We start from the raw sequence: 20,566 nt of genomic DNA, 5'->3' as shown, positions 1-20,566 counted from the left end.
TAAAGAGAATTATTTTATAATCAAAGAAAAAAGATACATTTACACCACATAAAAAGAACCAACAATCTATGGCAAACTTACCTAAAGGAGATAAAAAATTACTAGATGCTTGGGCATTCTATGATTGGGCAAATTCAGTATATACTTTAACCATTGCATCGGCTGTTTTTCCAATATTTTATGAAGCTTTATTTACTGGTAAGAGTCATTATATTGATGTATTTGGAATGCATTTAAAAAACTCAGCTTTGATAAGTTTTATAACTGCTTTGGCTTTTTTGGTGGTAGCTTTTATTTCGCCATTGTTATCAGGAATTGCTGATTATGTGGGGAATAAAAAAAGCTTTATGAAGTTTTTTTGCTACTTAGGAGCTTTGTCTTGTATGGGATTGTATTGGTTTGATTTAGATTCAATTTACAGTGGATTATTATTCTATTTTCTTGGATTACTAGGGTATTGGGGAAGTTTAGTTTTTTATAATTCCTATTTACCAGATATTGCTTTTACAGAGCAACAAGATGCGATTAGTGCCAAAGGTTATTCTTTGGGATACATAGGTAGTGTGATTTTATTGATTATCAATTTGGCTATGATTATGAAGCCAAAATTATTTGGAATCACAGGAACTGAAGGTGAAGCAGCAATGAAAGCAATGCGCTATTCGTTTGTAATGGTTGGAGTTTGGTGGATTTTATTCAGTCAGTATACTTATTATTTTTTACCAAAAGGGAATAAAAAAGCAGATGAACCTATCAATAGAGATATCATCTTCAATGGCTTTAAAGAACTAAAAAAAGTATGGTTTATACTGAGTGAAAATTTGCCTTTGAAGCGTTATTTGTATGGTTTTTTTGTTTCAAGTATGGCGGTGCAAACAGTGATGTTAGTGGCTACTTATTTTGGAGCTCAAGAAATCGAATGGAAAACAAAGGAAGATAGCACGACAGGATTGATAATATGTATTCTATTGATTCAATTGGTGGCGGTTCTTGGTGCTTATTTGACATCAAAAGCTTCAGAGAAATTTGGGAATATCAAAACCCTAATCGTGATTAATAGTTTCTGGTTATTACTTTGTATTGGTGCTTTTATCATAACATTACCTATTCAGTTTTATATTATGGCTGCTTTTGTAGGTCTAGTAATGGGAGGGATTCAGGCTTTATCGCGATCCACTTATTCTAAATATTTACCAGAGACTACTGATACTGCTTCCTTTTTTAGTTTTTATGATGTAGCTGAAAAAGTGGGTATCGTAATAGGTATGTGTGTGTATGGCATAATCGACCAAGTGACTGGTAGTCCAAGATTTGCCATTGTTTTCTTGGCTTTATTCTTTTTTATTGCAGTTCTTTTGTTAAAACGTGTACCACCAAAAAAAAGCGTCCTAAATAAAGACGCTTTTGATCATTAAATTGAAAAAAATAATTACCCTTTAGATATTTCTCCAGAACCAACCACTTTAGTGTCTTTTTTGGTTGGATTTCCATAATACACAATATCTCCTGAACCAGAAACTCGTGCGTATAGACTCTCGGAACAACTTACTTTCGTATCACCAGAACCTGAAATGCTGATTGAGGCTGTTTTTGATTTTAAGTCTGAAGCATTGATGTCTCCTGAACCAGAAATACTGCTAGTAAAATCATTGGCAGTTCCGCTTAAAACAATGTCTCCAGAACCGCTCAAACTCATGTTGAATTTTTGAGCATCTACTGCTAGTTTTAAATCCCCAGAACCTGAAAGTTTGGCGTCGAAAGCATCCGTTTTGATAACATCTTTACAAACAATATCGCCTGAACCGCTTAATACCAAGCCATTAATCGATTCGAAAGGAATGGTAATATGAACTGATTTCCCTGGAGATAACTTGAAATTATATCCTTTTTCAGTTCCAATTTTTAAGACATTATCAACTACTTCTACATCAATATAATCCAAGATATTTTCTTCTCCTTTGATAGTGATACTTCCTTCTTTTCCAGATACTAAATCCACATCAAAAAAGCCAGAAACTTTTATTGCATCATAACTTGTAGTAGTTCGGGTTTCTGTAATCACATTGCCGTTGCCTTTAATTTGTTTTCCCATATTCCATTGTCCATAAGACAAAAAAGTGCTAAAAGTGAGTAGTAAAACACTCGCAATAGATAGATTTTTCATAGGTGTTATTTTTTATAGTTATAGTTTTTTAGTTAATGTTACATTTCCATATTCAGAAGTAATAACGACCGTATTCACTCCTTTTTTCTTATAATAGCCGTTAAAATTTTTGGTGTAATTGGTCTCCGCTTTGTTTGAGAATTCAAAATCGCTATCGTATTTGAAGTCTGCATAACGAAGGGTTACATCAAAATCAAAAGCATAATTTGGGCTAAAACCTACTTTTACTCCAGTATATCCAGCATTAATTGCAATTGAATTGGCTTTGGCTTGCACTAATCCAACATCTATGCTGCTGTATTTGGTTTGTAATTTTAATTGATTGTTCAACGTTCCCACTTTAATGGTTAAATAATTTCCGATTCCTTCAAGCGAATTCACTTCTTTTATTTTTACTGTCCCGTATTTGCTGGTATATTTTACATCACCGGCTTCGTCAATCGAAGTGTCTGTGTAGTCAGAAATTAAATCAATTTTAGAGAGGGCATCAATACTAAGTCCTGAATAACGTCCAGTGATGAAACCATTTTTTAAATAAGAAATGCTGGAATTAGAGCAGTATTCTATTGTGATGTTGTTTTTGTTGCTATTCAATCTACCCAAAGTAATTTTTCCATATTTGCAAATGATATTTGTGGGAGCATTCAAATCGCTAGTAGAGATATTTCCGTATTTGTTATCAATTGTTACGCTTCCATTTTTTGGAATTTTGATTACATAATTGATTTCAAAACTGTTGTTTCTTCCTTTAGAGCGATAATTATTATTTTCAATTAGGGTTTTGGCGGTTACCATTGATTTTAGTGCGTTGATGTCTATGGTAATATCATTTAGTTTTTGAGTAACCCAGCTTTCATTATCACCACTTACTTTTATCAAAATGTCAAGTTCAATTTTATCTTCATCCCAAGTTGTTACGAACACAGTTCCGTAGGTATTAGTAATATCAATACCTGCATCAGCGTTGACCATGAAAGCTTTTTTGATGTTTTTTTGCTTAGTAATAATTGCATCATCATTGGCAAAACCAAGTAGTGGAAATAGCAAGAAAACAATGATAGTTTTATAAAGTTTTTTCATCATTTGAAGTATTAAGTTGTTCTGTTGTTTCTATTTGGGTCAGTACGTTTTGTAAGAATGAAATTCGAGTTTGCAAATTGCTAATCATCGCATAAATAATTTGTTTGTTTTCTCCATTGGTGGCAATTTCCTTGATGATATTTTGATAATCATTGTCTAAAATTTTCATTTGTTGTAGCGCATCAGCAATAATTTTTTGATTACTAGGCGAATTTTTCTCCTTCAATTTATTCAATTCATGTTTAATCAAAACTGTAAAAATCGAATCCGTTTGTTTGGTTTCTTTAGAGGCAAATGTCAAGTGATTGGTCTTGGCTTCGGGCTTAAAAAAGAAAGATAAACTGAACATCACTACTAATGATGCCGCAATTGCAATCATGGTATAAATATTTCTTTTCTTTCTTTTGAGGCTTGTGTTTTCAAGCTTGTTCAAAAAACGACTCTCATGATTATTGGGCATTGCTAAAACATCCCATTCTGAGTCGAATTTGCTAAACAATTGTTCTAATTTTTCATCTTCATTGGTCATATTCACGTAATTTATTTCTTAAACTTTCTTTAGCTCTGCTCAAAGTTGTTCTACAATTTGCATAGCTTATCTTTAGAATTTCGCTAATTTCTTCTTGGTCGTAACCTTCAATATAAAACAAAGTCAATACTGTACTGTAACTGCTTTTTAGCGATTGTATAGCTTGCAAAACCTCTTTTACTTTTATTTCATCAAAATTGATAACATCGGTAAATTCGGTCTCTTTATCTTCTATTTTATATAAATTTTTCTCGAAATCATCTACTTTTAGTTTGTTGTTCTTTTTACAAAAATCAATGCTGTAATTAATTACAATACGTTTCAACCATGCGCCAAAAGCCACTTCTTTTTTATACGAGTCAATTTTGGTAAATGCTTTCAAAAAACTCTCTTGCATCACATCCTCAGCAAAATGCTCATCTTTTACCATACGAAAAGCCACATTATACATAGCCTTGCAATACCTATTATAGACTTCAAACTGAGCCTTTTGGTTTTGTTGTTGGCAAAGGGTTACCAATTCTTCGATATGTAATTGCTGATAGGACAAGTAGTGATTGATCGTTTTAATGAAAGACGTCTCGTTTTGAGCCATGTTACAGTTTTGTAAAAAAAAGAATTTTAAAGGTATCAAATTAAATGTTTAGAAGATGAAATGCTTAATTCTTAATTTCTTTTAGTTGATTTGAAGCAGAAAGTTTTTGTATTTGTAAACCTTTGTATGTTCTTTCTATTTTTGTTTTTTAAAAGTAAAAATGTAAAGGATACCGCTGCCATTCTATATGCTTTTCAATTTTGATGTATTATCATTTCTTTTCTTGTATTTACTTTTATTAAATTCAAACCCCAAATTATAACTTCAAAAGTAAATTTTCTCTGTTCCAAATAACTATAATTTATGGAATTCTTATTTCTTTAATACCTAAAATCTAAAAAAGTATGTAGTTTTGAAAAAAACTATACCCAATGAAAAAAATTGCTATCCTTCTTTTGATGAGTTCGTTTTCAATCATTAAAGCGCAAGGATTATTGAATAAAAATGAAACCACTTTTACCCGACAAGACAGTCTTAGAGGAAGTGTTACCAAAGAGCGTGCGTGGTGGGATTTGAAGCACTATCACCTAGCTATAAAAGTGAATCCATCGGATAGCACTATTTTGGGGTCGAATACGATTCGCTATCAAGTGCTTCAGGAAAATTCTGTGCTGCAAATTGACTTGCAAAATCCGATGGCCATTACCAATGTAACCCAAGACGGAAAACCGTTGACCTACAAGCGAGAGGGAAATGTTTATTTTATCACTTTAGCAGCACCTCAAAATGTAGGTACTACCAAAGAAATAGTGGTGTTTTATGAAGGAAAACCAAAAGTAGGGGTCAATCCGCCTTGGGATGGAGGGATTACTTGGAAAAAAGATAAAAATGGAAATCCTTTTATCGCCTCCTCTTGTCAAGGTTTGGGAGCTAGTGTTTGGTGGCCCAACAAAGACCATATGTATGATGAAGTTGATGAGGGAATGAAAATTAGTGTAAACGTTCCTGAAAATCTGACGGATGTTTCTAACGGTCGCTTGCAAAGCGTACAAAAGGAAAAAGATGGAACCAAAACCTTTCATTGGGTGGTTAAGAATCCAATCAATAATTATGGTGTGAATATTAATATTGGCGATTACGTCTCTTTTTCTGAAAAATACGAGGGTGAAAAAGGCGACTTAGATTGTACCTATTACGTATTGCGTGATGATTTGGTAAAGGCAAAAAAGCAATTTCAAGATGTACCCAAAATGTTGAAGGCTTTCGAACATTGGTTTGGTCCTTATCCGTTTTATGAAGACAGTTACAAATTGGTACAGGCTCCCTATTTAGGAATGGAACACCAAAGTAGCGTTACCTATGGCAATAAATTTTTGAATGGCTATTTAGGACGTGATTTGAGTGGTACAGGTTGGGGAATGAAGTTTGATTTTATCATAATTCACGAGTCGGGGCACGAGTGGTTTGCGAACAACATTACCTATAAAGACATCGCGGATATGTGGATTCACGAAAGTTTTACCAATTATTCTGAGAGTTTGTTTTTGGAGTATTATTTTGGTAAAGAAGCGGGCTACACTTATGTGCGTGGTATTCGAAAAAACATCGAAAATGACAAACCAATTATTGGTAACTATGACGTAAACAATGAGGGTTCTGGCGATATGTATTACAAAGGCGCCAATATGCTGCATACTTTGCGACAAGTGGTAAACAATGACGAAAAATGGCGTGCTATCTTGCGAGGTTTAAATGCTACTTTTTACCATCAAACAGTCACTACTCAACAAATTGAAAGTTATTTGAGCGAAAAAATAGGTAGAGATTTGACACCTGTTTTTAATCAGTACTTGCGTGATACGCGCATTCCAACTTTGGAGTATTTCTTTAAAAATAATCAGTTAGGTTATCGTTGGGCGAATAGTGTGGCCAATTTCAATCTCCCTGTAAAAGTTTATCTGAATGGTACCGCACAAATTTTGGAGCCTAATAACGAGTGGAAAATGTTGCCTTTAGTAACAAAAGAAAAACCAACACTTGAAGTGGATAACAACTATTATGTGGGCAGCTACAATATAACGGAGTAGTTCCAAGAACAAAAAATAAAAAAAGCTTTCTGATCTCTAGCAATAGTTCAGAAAGCTTTTTTTATTGTTATTCAGTGATGGAATTATTTATGAAGTAGATTGGCAATTTTCGAGTAAACAAAGAGTACCATAGGTCGAAGTGCTAAATACAGAATGCTACAAATGAGTACTAAAATAGTTCCAATAAGAACGGGGAGTACACCCCCAAAAGTAAAGGTCATTCCAATTACAAAACCAAGAAAACATTCTGAACGATAAATGGGCAAGAATAAAGCAAGCATTAACAAGCCGACAATCATATAAAATGGGACATCTTGATTGCTAAGTGTAAAAAATACCGAAAGTACTATCCCAAAAAGAAGAGCGCCTACAAAATAAGCAATAAAACTGCTTGGTAAAGCACTACTCGTTGCTTCTTTGGCTATTCGTACTTGTGAGCGGTACAGCAAGAACCAAGTTAGCAAAGGAAGCAAAATACCACTCCACCAATTCGAAAATGAAGGCAAGTCTTTGTTTTGCAAAAGATGATGACTGGTCACGCCTCCGTGAAAATAATCCCAAAGCAATAAAGTCCAAATGAACACTGTTACTAGGATAGTACAATAAATACGCTTTTTTAAAGATGATGATTGCTGCAAAGTTTTCCTATTTAATGGGTTTTGTTTAAATCTTTAGTCATTAGTAGCAAAAAAACAGAATAGTTACAGGATTTTGTGGGTCTCTAATTAATTAACCGAAAGCTTTTTTTTAAGCACCAAAAGAATACACAGTTGTAGCTTTTATTAAATTTTCTCAGCCAAAAAACAAAATTCAGAAATGGTGCGACTACTATTTAGTAAGTGGCCCTTTTTTTCAAACAAGGGTTTGTGTGGAATTTACCCTTCAACTGCGTTCAGGGTGACGTTTTTGGAATTTGGAATTTGGAATTTGCTTTTTGCTTTTTGGAATTAAAAATGTCATCTTGTCATATTTTTTCCGCCATTTTTGGAGTAAACTGACAATTTATAGACTGACATCGGCTTGGCACAGTACTTGACTTACCGACCTCGAGTTGTTAAAACGAGTATACAATAAAAATTAAATATAGTAAAAATGGGTAAAATAATCGGAATTGATTTAGGTACGACCAACTCTTGTGTTTCTGTAATGGAAGGTAATGAAGCAGTTGTTATTCCTAACGCAGAAGGAAAAAGAACAACGCCATCTATCATCGCTTTTGTAGAAGGTGGAGAAATTAAAGTGGGTGATCCTGCAAAAAGACAAGCAGTAACTAATCCAACTAAGACTATTGCTTCTATCAAACGTTTTATGGGACACACTTTTGCTGAAACTCAAGAAGAGGCAAAAAGAGTTCCTTACACAGTAGTAAAAGGTGACAACAATACACCACGTGTGGATATTGACGGTCGATTGTACACTGCTCAAGAATTGTCAGCTATGACACTTCAAAAAATGAAAAAAACTGCTGAAGACTATTTAGGTCAAACAGTAACTGAAGCAGTTATTACTGTTCCTGCTTACTTTAACGATGCACAACGTCAGGCTACAAAAGAGGCTGGTGAAATCGCTGGTTTGAAAGTTATGCGTATCATTAACGAACCAACTGCTGCGGCTTTGGCTTACGGATTGGATAAAAAAGGAACGGATCAAAAAATTGCTGTTTACGATTTAGGTGGAGGTACTTTTGATATCTCTGTTCTAGAATTAGGAGACGGAGTTTTCGAAGTATTGTCTACTAATGGTGATACACACTTAGGTGGTGATGATTTTGATCAAGTAATCATTGACTGGTTGGCAGACGAATTCAAAGCTGAAGAAGGTATTGATTTACGTTTAGATCCAATGTCATTACAACGTATCAAAGAAGCTGCTGAGAAAGCAAAAATTGAATTGTCTTCTTCTGCAGAAACTGAAATCAACTTGCCATACGTTACGGCTACGGCTTCAGGACCAAAACACTTAGTAAAAAAATTAACTAGATCACAATTCGAAAAATTGTCTGACAGTTTAGTTAAACGTTCAATGGCTCCAGTTGCTCAAGCATTGAAGGATGCAGGTTTGTCTACTTCTGATATTAATGAAGTAATCTTAGTAGGTGGTTCTACTCGTATCCCAAGAATCGTTGAAGAAGTTGAAAAATTCTTCGGTAAAAAAGCGTCTAAAGGAGTTAACCCTGATGAAGTTGTAGCTATTGGTGCAGCTATTCAAGGTGGTGTTTTGTCTGGAGATGTAAAAGATGTATTGTTACTTGACGTTACACCTTTGGCTTTAGGTATCGAAACTATGGGTGGTGTAATGACTACTTTGATCGAAGCTAACACTACTATCCCAACAAAAAAATCTCAAGTTTTCTCAACAGCTGCTGATTCTCAACCATCTGTTGAAATCCACGTATTGCAAGGAGCTAGAGCAATGGCTGTTGATAACAAAACTATTGGTCGTTTCCACTTAGACGGAATTCCACCAGCCCCAAGAGGTGTTCCTCAAATTGAAGTTACTTTTGACATTGATGCTAATGGTATCATCAAAGTATCGGCTACTGACAAAGGAACTGGTAAATCGCATGACATTCGTATCGAAGCTTCTTCTGGTTTAACTGCTGAAGAAATCGAGAAAATGAAAAAAGATGCTGAAGCAAATGCTGAGGCTGATAAACAAGCGAGAGAAAAAGCAGAAAAATTGAACGAAGCTGACGCAATGATTTTCCAAACAGAATCTCAATTGAAAGAACTTGGTGATAAATTATCTGACGATAACAAAGTGGCTGTAGAGTACGCTTTAACTGAATTGAGAATGGCACACCAATCTCAAGACATTCCAGCTATTCAAACTGCTTTGGATAACATCAACGCTGCTTGGAAAAAAGCAACTGAAGCGATGTACGCTCAAGGTGAACAAGGTCAAACTGCTGCTGAGCCACAAGCTCAAGCACAAGGAGACAATGTTGAAGACGTTGAATTCGAAGAAGTAAAATAAGTATTAAGTACTTTGTACTAAGTAGTAAGATTGAAACCGAGTCAGTAATGGCTCGGTTTTTTTTGTGCCCTAGACTCAGATTTTGATGCAAATGGTTTGCTTTTAATTATATAGAAAAAGGAAAAGTAATACAACCGTTATTGGATATAGTCTTATCGTTTTTTTGTCATATCGAGGTGTTTTTATGCTATAAAATGATATTAACTTTGTAAGGTAGAGCGCAGTCGAAACCCTTCTTAAAACAAAAAACGTCAATGGTATCGCAGTAGAGATATAAAGAGGGTTCTCGACTGCGCTCGAACTGACAAGATGCTCAGTTTTATGGTTTTCCTAGCGGGATAAATAGACAATATTAACTCATACAAAAAAAGGTCTCGCTATAAAACGAGACCTTTTGATATTACACTAAAAGGTTGCTTATGATTTTGGATTCAAAGCAGCATCGATTCGAGCTACTAAATCCAATAAGTGGAATTTACTCAAACGATCCATTCTTGCCGCAGCCACTTTCATTTCATTTTTCAATCCTACCAATTGTCCTCTAGCGATAGAAGGCAAATCGGTTTGGGCTAAATTTACAGTTCTTGAATTCATACCGTAAGCAGCACCTACACTGTTAGAACGTACTACTGCATTACCTGGTTTTAGCATAGCAATTACTTTGTCTACATACAATTTTTGAATGTTTCTACGGTAAATGTCTATTTTGGCGCCACCAGCTAATTCTGAGAAGATGCCTTTTTTCAAGTCGGTCATTAACTCGTCTACAGAATAGTTTTCAGGACTATTACTTGCGCTTTCCATCAAACGTACCATTCTGTCTCCAGCTAATAAGTTAGAAAGGGTTCCGTCTTGCATCGCTTTGATGGCTTCTACACCACTTTCTGGACTAATTTTAGATAAAACATTAGTATCTAGTAACCATTTTGGTGTAGCAAATAATTGAGTGTTTAAGAAGGTAACTGCTTCTTTTTGGATGCTTTTTGGAACTACTTCAAATTGGTTACCTGACATATCATAGGTTTTTGGTGTGTCATAAATACCTCCAACGTTTTTGGTCACGTGTCCCATATAGCGTCTGAATTGTCCTGTCAAAGCATTGTACATTTCTTCTAATTCTGCATAGCTTTCTCCTTTTTCGGCACTCCAAATGATTAAGTTTGGCAAAATGCGTTTTAAGTTTTTGATTCCGTAAGCAGAAGCTTTCATAGCATTATCACCAATATCTTCTGTTTGGTATCTTGGGTCATAAGGACTAGCTTCTGTTCCAAACCACAAACGACGGTTTTTGTAGGCTTCTTTGGTCATCTCGTTCAAGATGGCTTTTTCTGCTTTTTCATCTTTGGCGTCAGCAAAATAAGAATAGCCCCATTTGATAGCCCATTTGTCATAATCTCCAATTCTTGGGAATAAGTGTTTTACCCCGTCTTCTGGCTGTGCTACGTAGTTGAAACGAGCATAATCCATAATAGAAGAAGTGTGACCGTTCTTTTCTTGGAAAGCAGGATCTCTAAGTTTTTCTACTGGAGTAGCGGTACTTGCTCCCATATTGTGACGTAAACCTAAAGTATGTCCTACTTCGTGAGAAGATACAAAACGAATCAATTCGCCCATTAGGTTGTCATCAAATTGTTTTTTTCTTGCCGCTGGATCAACAGCCGCAGTTTGGATTAAATACCAGTTTCTCAACAAACTCATGATGTTGTGGTACCATCCGATATGGCTTTCTAGGATTTCTCCAGATCTTGGATCGTGAACGTTCGGACCGTAAGCATTTTGAATATCGGCAGCAAAATAACGCAATACTGAGAAACGCGCATCTTCTAAGCTCATAGTTGGGTCATTCTCTGGCCAATATTCACCGCGAATAGCGTTTTTCCAACCTGCTGCTTCAAAAGCTACTTGCCAGTCGTCAATTCCTTGTTTGATGAATTTTCTCCATTTGATTGGAGTAGCAGGGTCGATATAGTACACGATTGGTTTTTTCGGTTCGATCAATTCGCCTCTTTTTTGTTTGGCAGCGTCTTCAGCGTTTTTAGGTTCTAGTTTCCAACGAACGGCAAAAATTTCAGTATCCGATTTTTGAGATTCTTCTTCAAAAACATCGATTTGGTTAGCAAAGAAACCAACACGAGCATCGAACGTTCTTTTACGCATTGGCACTTTTGGTAACAACAACATCGAAGTATTCAGCTCGATGGTTACTACACCTGCATCTAAACCAGCAGGTAAGTTGGTTCCAATTCTAGGTGTTGGATTCAGCGATAACTGCGGCGCTGTTGTAGCGTACGTTTTTACGGTTTTGATTTCAACATTAATTGGGTAGCTGCTCATTTTTTGAATAAAAGAGCGGTCTTTTTGAAACCCTTGAATATTGAGTAATTGTTTTTTGATAGGATCCAAAGAGAAAGTTTGTAAATCCGATTCAAATGTTGGAGTTACATCAATTACATAACCTGTAGTTTCTTTTCCTTCTTTTTTAAAGGCTAAAATTTCATAGTTACCAATAATTGGGTCTGCTGATGAATTTTTTACTGCTTGAGCAATAGGTTTGTCTTCATCTGGAGAAGTAATTACGTGTGTAATAGAGCGTAACAAAAGGTTGTTGTTCAATCCTTTTTCCCATTTGATAACTTGACGATTTACTTCTTCACCTCCAAAAACACCTCCACCAGCTGGAGTTTTAGAATAACGTGTAATCGTCATTATTTCTTTTCCGATAAGCGTATCGTTGATTTCAAACAAGAACTTATTATCGGTTGTTTTGTGAATATTGAAAAGTCCTTTTTGAGTAACTGCCGTAGAGTCGACTACTTTGTTATACGGTTTAGGTCCTTTTTTTTCAGGAGCCTTTTGTTCTACTTTCGGAGCTTCTTTACCTGCATCCTTCTTTTTTTTGCTTTGTGCAACGGTTACTTCGGTACAGCAAAAAAGTAACGCGGTACTAAGTAAGAGTAATTTGGTTTTTGACATGTTACTTTGAATTTTTTAAATTGAAATAGGTTGATAGTTGATATAGTTTTAAAGATTCTGCATTTAAACAGATTTCTAGTACCAAACCTATTAAAAAAAATCAAAAAAAATGGCAATTTGTAATTTTAACTTCAAACATTAACAAATGTTGATAGTAATAGTGTTTTTTTAAGTAAACCTGATTTTTCTCATAATCTGTAATTTTTTAATTATCTAATTTTGTAGTCTTTGTAATGTGATTTATTTAAAACGCAATACTTTTTATAAAGTCAAATATCTTACTATCAGTTAAATATTGATTTATTTTTTGTAATATTACTATATAAACACAATTCTAATAGTGTAGTAGAGTTATATTTTAAAAAGTAAGTATTGGTTTTAAATTTAGAGAACATAGTATTAATTGAATAAAATTTATTTAAATGAATAAAGCAATATACATAGCCACAAGTGAGCAAAATTGTGGGAAATCGATCATTAGTTTGGGCTTAATGCAATTATTAATTGGCAAAACACCACGAGTAGCTTATTTTAGACCAATTATTGAGGATTTTGAAGAAGGGCAATTTGATAACCATATAGAAACTGTTATTACACATTTTGGTTTGGATATGAAGTTTGATGAGGCTTACGCTTTTACCAAGAGCAAATTAATCAAGAAAAAAAATAAAGGCAAGATTGGTGAAGTACTTGATGTGATTATAGAAAAATTCAAGAAACTGGAAGAGAAATTTGATTTTGTTTTGGTTGAAGGCACTAGTTTTACTGGTGAAGGAACTGCAATTGAATTAGATACCAATGTTTTAATTGCTAAAAACTTAGGGATTCCAGCAATTGTTATTGGATCTGGAGTGGGTAAAACGTTAGAAGAGTTAGTTGATAGTTTATATCTTGCTTATGATACCTTTAAAGTGAAAGATGTCGAGGTAATTTCAGTTGTTGCTAACAAAGTGCAACCAGAAAATGTTGCTTTAGTTACTACAAATTTGCAAAAGCATTTGCCTGAAGGAATTTTGGTAAATACAATTCCATTAATTCCTGTTTTAAATAACCCTACTATTCAAGAAATTGTTGACGAAACAGGCGCTAAAATTTTATTTGGACATGAATTTTTAAACAATCAAATTGGGAGCTATAGCATAGGAGCCATGCAATTACCAAATTATTTAAATAATTTAAAAGAAAATGGTCTTATTATTACTCCTGGAGATAGAGCTGATATTATTTTAGGAGCGCTACAAGCAAACGAGTCGGCTAACTATCCAAATGTTTCTGGTATTCTCTTAACAGGAAATATTATGCCAGAAGAAAGTGTATTGAAATTAATTGAAGGGCTTTCATCAGTTGTCCCCATACTTGCTGTAGAAGGAGGAACCTATAGCGTGTCCAATCAAGTAGGGGCAATTAATTCTAAAATATATGCCAATAATCTTCAAAAGATCGAAACATCAATCAGTACTTTTGATAAATATGTAGCCATTGATGCCCTCGCAGAACGATTTATTGCTTTTGAATCTGAAGGAATTACTCCTAAAATGTTTCAGTATAACCTCGTTAAACGCGCTAAATTGCACCGTAAACATATAGTTTTACCAGAAGGGAATGATGATCGTGTTCTGATAGCTGCAGCTCGATTACAAAAAATGAATGTAGTCGATCTAACTATAATAGGCTCAAAGAAAAGTATTGAAGCTAAAATTATTGAATTAGGAATTGATTTGGATTTTGATAAAATTGCCATAATAAGTCCAAAGAATTCAGAACATTACGAAGATTATGTAAACACTTACTACGAATTGCGAAAAGCTAAAAATGTATCCTTAGCTATGGCAAGAGATTTATTAGAAGATGTCTCTTATTTTGGTACTATGATGGTGTATAAAGGTCATGCTGATGGGATGGTTTCAGGAGCAGCACATACTACACAACATACTATTTTGCCAGCACTTCAGTTTATCAAAACAAAGCCTAATTCATCGGTGGTTTCATCTGTGTTTTTTATGTGTTTAGAAGATAGAGTCTCTGTTTTTGGAGATTGTGCAATTAATCCTAATCCTACGGCAGAACAATTGGCAGAAATTGCTATTTCATCTGCTGATTCTAGTTTGGCATTTGGTATTGATCCTAAAGTAGCTATGTTATCGTACTCATCTGGAAATTCAGGCAAAGGAGATGAAGTAGAAAAAGTAAGAACTGCAACCGAAATTGTTAAAGCCAAACGACCTGATATTAAAATTGAAGGACCTATTCAGTATGATGCTGCTGTAGATATGAATGTAGGGAAAAGCAAAATGCCCGATTCACAAGTGGCTGGACAAGCTAGCGTTTTAATATTTCCGGATTTAAATACCGGAAATAACACTTATAAAGCGGTTCAAAGAGAAACAGGCGCATTGGCAATTGGCCCTATGTTGCAAGGATTGAATAAACCTGTGAATGACTTGAGTAGAGGATGTACTGTTGATGACATTATCAATACTGTGGTAATTACTGCCATTCAAGCTCAAGGATTATAAAAAGGTGAAAAATAAAACGGATACTAACAACAAAAAAAGTTTGCTATGAAAATTGTAATTATAAATTCTGGAAGTTCATCTATTAAATATCAATTGATTGAAATGCCAGAGCAAAAGGTTATCTGTAATGGTATGATAGACCGAATAGGCTTGGACACATCAAACCTTACCTATACTACCGATTCAAATAAAATTGAGGAATCAATGCCTATTGCAAATCATAAAATAGGTTTACAAAAAATCGCTCAATTACTTATGGATGAAAAAGTAGGTGTAATTAAATCTACTTCAGAAATCAAGGCGGTTGGACATAGAGTAGTACATGGTGGAAGTTCTTTTTCGAATACAGTTGAAATCACAAAGGAAGTCAAAGAGGAAATTCGAAACCTTTTTGAGCTAGCTCCATTGCATAATCCAGCCAATTTGGAAGGCATAGTCGTGGCAGAACAAATTTTTGATGAAGCAAAACAAGTTGCCGTTTTTGATACCGCATTTCATCAAACAATGCCCGTTGAAGCGTATAAATATGCAATTCCAAATTATTTGTTAACCGAAAATAAAATTCGCGCTTATGGATTTCATGGAACAAGTCATAAATATGTATCCGAAAAAGCAATTCAATATTTGTCGAAACAAGCCAATCACACCGCTTCCAAAATAATTACAATTCATTTAGGGAATGGATGCAGTATGACAGCTATTAAAGATGGCAAAAGTGTGGATCATACACTAGGTTTCGGACCGATGAATGGTTTGGTAATGGGAACACGTAGTGGAGATGTTGATCCGTCCGTGATTTTTTATTTGGTAAAATCATTAGGATATTCCATGGATGAAGTGAATACCATGCTTCAAAAGCAAAGTGGAATGCTCGGACTAACAGGCTATTCTGATTTACGAGATATAGAAAGTAATGCTAATGCTGGTAACAAAGATTGTCAATTGGCACTTGCAATGAATACCTATAGAATTAAAAAAACTATTGGTTCGTATGCTGCAGTTTTAAACGGCATTGACGCCATTGTTTTTACAGCTGGAATAGGGGAGAATTCTGAATGTATTCGAAGAATGGTTTGTACTGATATGGACTATTTTGGAATTGATTTGGATCAAGAAAAAAACGGCATTCGCTCAAAAGAAATCAGAGAAATTAATACTTCCAATTCTAAAACTAAAATTTTGGTTATTCCAACCAACGAAGAAGCTGAAATTGCCAATCAAGTATATGAATTGCTTTCGTAGTTAGTTGAAAAAATAAAAAAGAAAATCCCCTAAACTTATTTTAAAAAGTTTAGGGGATTTTTTAATCTCTATAATTCAAAGCGGGTTTTCGGTCACCAAGTAAAGGTTTATATTGATAGTCGCCTTTGCTGGATTTGAATTCATCTTTGGCTTTTTGAACTAAAGTAGGATTCGTAAACAAATCAATTGCCATGAATGAAAGTGTTTTGGCAGCTATAAGCATTCCTTTGATACCAATATCAGTTCCGCCGCACGATACAGCTTGCCAACTATGTGCTCCAGTTCCTGGAACCCAAGTCGCGGTTTCGATTCCAACAGTGGGAACGGTATAACTCACATCTCCAACATCAGTTGAACCAAGATTTTTTTCAATATGCATTGGATTTACTTTAGCAGCGTTGATTATAGGAGGTTTCTTATCTATAAAACTACTTTGTATTTTAGTGGCAAATGCAATTTCTTCTGCTGTATACTGTACGCCTCCAACTTTTTCTAAATTAATTTGCATGGCATCTGCCAAGGTAGTATTGATAAGTAAATCGTGTGTTCCTCCAATAATTTCATATTCGGAACGAGTTCCTGTTCCCATTGCAGCACCTTCCGCTGCTTTGGCTACTCGGTCAAAAACACTAACAGCAACAGATTTTTCGGGATTTCTTATATAGTAATATACCTCTGCAACATCTGGAACAACATTGGGTGCTTTACCACCATTAGTAATCACATAATGAATTCTGGTCTCTTGAGGAATATGTTCTCGCATCATGTTGACCATATAATCCATAGCTTCGACTGCATCTAAGGCAGAACGTCCTTGTTCAGGTGAGGCTGAAGCGTGCGAAGAAATTCCATAAAATCTAAATTTGGCCGATTTGTTGGCTAAAGCACTTGTGTAAGTTACCGAATTGTTATCTGATGGATGCCAATGTAACATAATATCAACCGAATTAAAGACGCCATCACGAACCATATAGACCTTTCCACTTCCGCCTTCTTCGGCAGGACAACCAAATATTTTTATGGTTCCTTTAAGCTTACCTTCTTTTATTAGATTTTTTATGGCAATTCCTGCAGCAATGGAACCTGTTCCAAACAAATGATGGCCGCAACCATGTCCGTTATTTTTGTTTGGAATTGGATTTTTATTTGGCGAAGTGTCTTGTGACAAACCTGGCAAAGCATCATATTCTGCTAAAATACCTACTACCGGGCTACCACTTCCATAAGTCGCCACAAAAGCAGTTGGGATTCCTGCAACTCCATTGGTCACTTCAAATTCATTGTTTTTTAATTGCATTGATAACAAACCTGAACTGTTGGTTTCTTTATAACCCAGTTCTGCATACTCCCATATGGATAAAGCCGTTTTTTTATAAGTATCCCTTTCTTTTTCAATACTAGCACTTACTTTTTGCTTTAAGATTTCGGTGTTTTTTTGTGACCAATGATTTTGAACAAATAGAGTAGTTGCAGCTATAACCAAAATTGTTTTTTTCATATTCAAATGTTACGTTTTATAGTTTTTTTTATTAAAAACAAAATCAAATAACCCCATATAATATTTCAAATATATTCCTTTTTTGCTACAAAACATGAACTTTAGTAAAAGGATTCAGGGAAAACGCACCATTTACTTTTACGGCACGAATGACACTACTACGCACTAATTTTTGTGGTACTAAAATTTGAATGAAACGAATTTTATCTTCCTTTGTCTGATTTGTGTTATTTATTTGTTTGTCCTAAAAACAAATACTTAGTATAGGATCCAAAATAACCATAAAAAAAACCTGATTTGAATAACAATCAGGTTTACGTATGTTTTAAAAGTCAACAAAAGAGTTGGTATAAATTTGATTATATAGCTGTGGCGATAGCTACAAAATCATTTGCATTTAAAGCAGCACCTCCAATTAATCCTCCATCCACATCTGGTTTAGAAAAAATTTCTTTGGCGTTATCTGGTTTTACACTACCTCCATATAAAATCGTTAAATCTTCAGCAATATCGCTACCGAAGGCTTTACGAACTGTTTCTCTAATAAATTCATGCATTTCTTGAGCTTGTTCTGGGGAAGCTGTTTCTCCAGTTCCGATTGCCCAAACAGGCTCATATGCTAGAACTACTTTTTCCCAATCAGCTGCTGCTATGTGAAACAAGCCGTCTTTTAATTGGTTTTCAACTACATTGAAATGATTACCAGATTGACGGTCTTTTAATTCTTCTCCAAAACAGAAAATAACTGTAAAATCGTGTTCCAAAGCTGTGTTAACTTTAGAAGCAATTAAAGCATCTGTTTCATGAAAAATTGCTCTACGCTCAGAGTGTCCTAAAATCACATAATCTACTCCTACACTTTTGATCATATCTGCAGAAATTTCACCAGTAAATGCACCACTTTCTGCTTGGTGAAGGTTCTGTGCTGCTACTTCAATTGCGCTTCCTTCCAATTTAGTTACTGCAGCGGCTAAGTTGATAAAAGTAGGTGCTACAATTACCTGTGCTGTAGTATTTGTGGGTAATTTTGCTAACAAATCGGTCAATAATTCTTGAGTTTGTGTTGCGTTTTTATGCATTTTCCAGTTTCCTGCTACTATCTTTTTTCTCATTTTTTTATTTATTTATAGTTGTATTATTTTATTTTAAACTTTTTAGTGTTTCATCGATGACTGCAAAATCAGTTTCAATGGCTCGATAACGTACAATGTTACCTTTTTTGTCAAGTATGATGTATCTCGGAATCCAATCCAAATCAATAGCTTTTCCAAAAATGCCTTTCATTTGGTCATTGGCCATGTAATGATCGCCTTTGATTTCGTGTTTTTCAATACCCGCTTTCCATTTATCAGCAGTTTTATCCATTGAGATAAAAATATAATCTACTTCTGGATGATTAGCTTGTAGCTCTTTTAATTTAGGCATTGCTTTTACACAATCCCCACACCAAGAAGCCCATATTTCTATAACAACAGTTTTGCCTTTGTGTTTCTTTAAAACATCTTTAAATGCAACTTGTTGCTCATTTACTGCCAATAATTTTTCGCTTAGAGCCACTGGTGAAAATGCAGTTTTCTGTGCTTGTGTGCATGAAAAGCACACAATTACAAATAAAAACACTATAATTTTTTTCATTTTACTTTTTGATTTTTTTTGGTTGTTTACAAATTTAAGCAAACTATTTTACCTAAAGCTACCTTAAATTAGGAGTTTACATTTTTTTTATCAAATTAGGTTCACAATATCGATATCGTTAATAATTTAAATTATATGACTTTGATAAAGAAAGTATAAAAAAAGTGCGTATCTAAAATTGTACGCACTTTTATCTAATAATTAAAAGAAATTAAAAATCCTTATAATTTCAATTTATCAATATCATTATAATGTACTTTTTGTTTTACCACCGCTTTAGAAATGATAACAACACTAGGATTGGCTCTTTCAATGGTTTTTAATGCAATTGCATCACAGAAGTAGAAATCAAAAGTGAGTCCATAATGTTTTTGCACTTTCTCAATAAGTTCTGGTGAAGATGCTGTCATTCCAATTACTTTGTAACCCTTTATTACTGCTTTTTGATGTAAGGCTTCCATTTTAGCCATTCCTTCAGGACTAGCTTTATCCAAATCATAAGCAACTATTAGCATTAATTGTTCATGTCTTAAATAACGATTTCTATAATCCCCACCATTTCTTTCCATTGTAAAATCATGGATTGGAGGAATGTAACCTTCCTTAATTACTTTATCTTTTCGATCAACAAAGGTAGCACCAGCAGGTATTTGCATAAGCTCTTTCTCAGTATATTCTTTTTGCACTCCATTTACATTGTAAATAAATACCATTTCTACTTCACTTTTCGGCGCATTATCTGGAATCATCATACCATCATCAATGTTGTTTCCTACTTTGAAAGGTCTAAAATCAATGATTGGTAAGTGATTGAGTACCCAATAGCCCATAAAACAGCAAAGGAATAAGGTAAGTATCACTATGGCGTGTTGCGTTTTGGGACCAAATAAGGGTTGGATCATTTTTTGATTAAAAAACAAGAGTAAAATAAAGAATAATAGGATAATATCTTTTGCAAACGATTGCCATGGGGTTAGTTTTAAAGCATCACCAAAACATCCACAGTCTTTAACTACATTAAAATAAGCAGAATAAAAGGTTAAAAAGGTAAACAGAATAATCAAAATTAATAAACTCCATAAGGTCCATTTTGATCGATAACCAATTAAAAGCAATACACCTAAAACCACTTCAAAAATTACCAAAAACAAGGCAATTGCTAAAGCTAATGGTTCTAAAAAAGGTAGGTTGAAAACAGGTTCACTAAAATATTCAGCTAACTTGTATGAAAATCCAACGGGGTCATTGAGTTTGATTAATCCAGAAATGATAAATAAAATACCAACAAAAAGTCGGGATAATTGGGTAATAATGTTTTTCATAGTGTAAGT

15 protein-coding genes are annotated in these 20,566 nt (G+C 34.4%); 5 read left to right on the top strand and 10 right to left on the bottom strand.

The features are described from left to right. Positions 1-68: 68 nt before the first annotated feature. Positions 69-1,415: an MFS transporter gene (locus tag ACSVH5_RS00820; RefSeq protein ID WP_438059565.1), complete on the top strand. Its 1,347-nt coding sequence runs from the start codon at positions 69-71 to the stop codon at positions 1,413-1,415. Positions 1,416-1,429: 14 nt separating this feature from the next. On the opposite strand, the gene ACSVH5_RS00815 is transcribed toward ACSVH5_RS00820, so the two are convergent. The 4 genes from ACSVH5_RS00815 to ACSVH5_RS00800 are packed head-to-tail and all read right to left on the bottom strand — an operon-like array spanning position 1,430 to position 4,368. Continuing rightward, a complete protein-coding gene (locus ACSVH5_RS00815) occupies positions 1,430-2,164 on the bottom strand; it encodes a head GIN domain-containing protein (RefSeq protein WP_438059564.1) in 735 nt (244 codons plus the stop codon). Positions 2,165-2,182: 18 nt separating this feature from the next. Next, positions 2,183-3,244, bottom strand: a complete 1,062-nt coding sequence (locus tag ACSVH5_RS00810) for a hypothetical protein (protein ID WP_438059563.1) — start codon at positions 3,242-3,244, stop codon at positions 2,183-2,185. Then, entirely contained in the window at positions 3,228-3,773 is a 546-nt protein-coding gene (locus ACSVH5_RS00805; protein WP_438059562.1) for an anti-sigma factor, read from the bottom strand. Before ACSVH5_RS00805 ends, ACSVH5_RS00810 begins: the two co-directional genes overlap by 17 nt. Next, entirely contained in the window at positions 3,763-4,368 is a 606-nt protein-coding gene (locus ACSVH5_RS00800; protein ID WP_438059561.1) for an RNA polymerase sigma factor, read from the bottom strand. Before ACSVH5_RS00800 ends, ACSVH5_RS00805 begins: the two co-directional genes overlap by 11 nt. Before the next feature lie 371 nt (positions 4,369-4,739). Between ACSVH5_RS00800 and ACSVH5_RS00795 the strand changes: the two genes are divergently transcribed. Then, a complete protein-coding gene (locus ACSVH5_RS00795) occupies positions 4,740-6,395 on the top strand; it encodes a M1 family metallopeptidase (RefSeq protein WP_438059560.1) in 1,656 nt (551 codons plus the stop codon). An 83-nt stretch (positions 6,396-6,478) separates the two neighbouring features. On the opposite strand, the gene ACSVH5_RS00790 is transcribed toward ACSVH5_RS00795, so the two are convergent. After that, positions 6,479-7,033, bottom strand: a complete 555-nt coding sequence (locus tag ACSVH5_RS00790) for a hypothetical protein (RefSeq protein WP_438059559.1) — start codon at positions 7,031-7,033, stop codon at positions 6,479-6,481. Positions 7,034-7,487: 454 nt separating this feature from the next. Between ACSVH5_RS00790 and dnaK the strand changes: the two genes are divergently transcribed. Continuing rightward, positions 7,488-9,371: a molecular chaperone DnaK gene (gene dnaK / locus ACSVH5_RS00785; protein ID WP_438059558.1), complete on the top strand. Its 1,884-nt coding sequence runs from the start codon at positions 7,488-7,490 to the stop codon at positions 9,369-9,371. A gap of 417 nt (positions 9,372-9,788) precedes the next feature. On the opposite strand, the gene ACSVH5_RS00780 is transcribed toward dnaK, so the two are convergent. After that, positions 9,789-12,344 carry a zinc-dependent metalloprotease gene (locus ACSVH5_RS00780; RefSeq protein ID WP_438059557.1) on the bottom strand — a complete coding sequence of 852 codons (2,556 nt, stop codon included), beginning with the start codon at positions 12,342-12,344 and terminating at the stop codon, positions 9,789-9,791. 422 nt (positions 12,345-12,766) lie between these two features. Here ACSVH5_RS00780 and pta point away from each other — a divergent pair, with 422 nt between their 5' ends. Continuing rightward, on the top strand, positions 12,767-14,860 hold the full coding sequence (gene pta / locus ACSVH5_RS00775; RefSeq protein ID WP_438059556.1) for a phosphate acetyltransferase: 2,094 nt from the start codon (positions 12,767-12,769) through the stop codon (positions 14,858-14,860). Positions 14,861-14,905: 45 nt separating this feature from the next. Continuing rightward, positions 14,906-16,102 carry an acetate/propionate family kinase gene (locus ACSVH5_RS00770; protein WP_438059555.1) on the top strand — a complete coding sequence of 399 codons (1,197 nt, stop codon included), beginning with the start codon at positions 14,906-14,908 and terminating at the stop codon, positions 16,100-16,102. A gap of 61 nt (positions 16,103-16,163) precedes the next feature. Here ACSVH5_RS00770 and ACSVH5_RS00765 read toward each other — a convergent pair whose 3' ends face one another. The 4 genes from ACSVH5_RS00765 to ACSVH5_RS00750 form a co-directional block, all read right to left on the bottom strand. Continuing rightward, entirely contained in the window at positions 16,164-17,600 is a 1,437-nt protein-coding gene (locus tag ACSVH5_RS00765) for an amidohydrolase (RefSeq protein WP_438059554.1), read from the bottom strand. Between the two features lie 359 nt (positions 17,601-17,959). After that, a complete protein-coding gene (gene tpiA, locus ACSVH5_RS00760; protein WP_438059553.1) occupies positions 17,960-18,712 on the bottom strand; it encodes a triose-phosphate isomerase in 753 nt (250 codons plus the stop codon). Between the two features lie 28 nt (positions 18,713-18,740). Next, the gene (locus ACSVH5_RS00755; protein ID WP_438059552.1) at positions 18,741-19,235 is read right to left on the bottom strand and encodes a TlpA family protein disulfide reductase; all 495 of its coding nucleotides are present in this window, start codon (positions 19,233-19,235) and stop codon (positions 18,741-18,743) included. A 221-nt stretch (positions 19,236-19,456) separates the two neighbouring features. Then, positions 19,457-20,557 (bottom strand): BT_3928 family protein, encoded by a 1,101-nt coding sequence (locus tag ACSVH5_RS00750; RefSeq protein ID WP_438059551.1) that lies wholly within the window; start codon positions 20,555-20,557, stop codon positions 19,457-19,459. Positions 20,558-20,566: the final 9 nt, after the last annotated feature.

The sequence above is a fragment of the Flavobacterium sp. RSSA_27 genome, assembly GCF_051547125.1.
GTDB lineage: Bacteria > Bacteroidota > Bacteroidia > Flavobacteriales > Flavobacteriaceae > Flavobacterium.
This window is presented reverse-complemented; position numbering and strand designations above follow the sequence as displayed.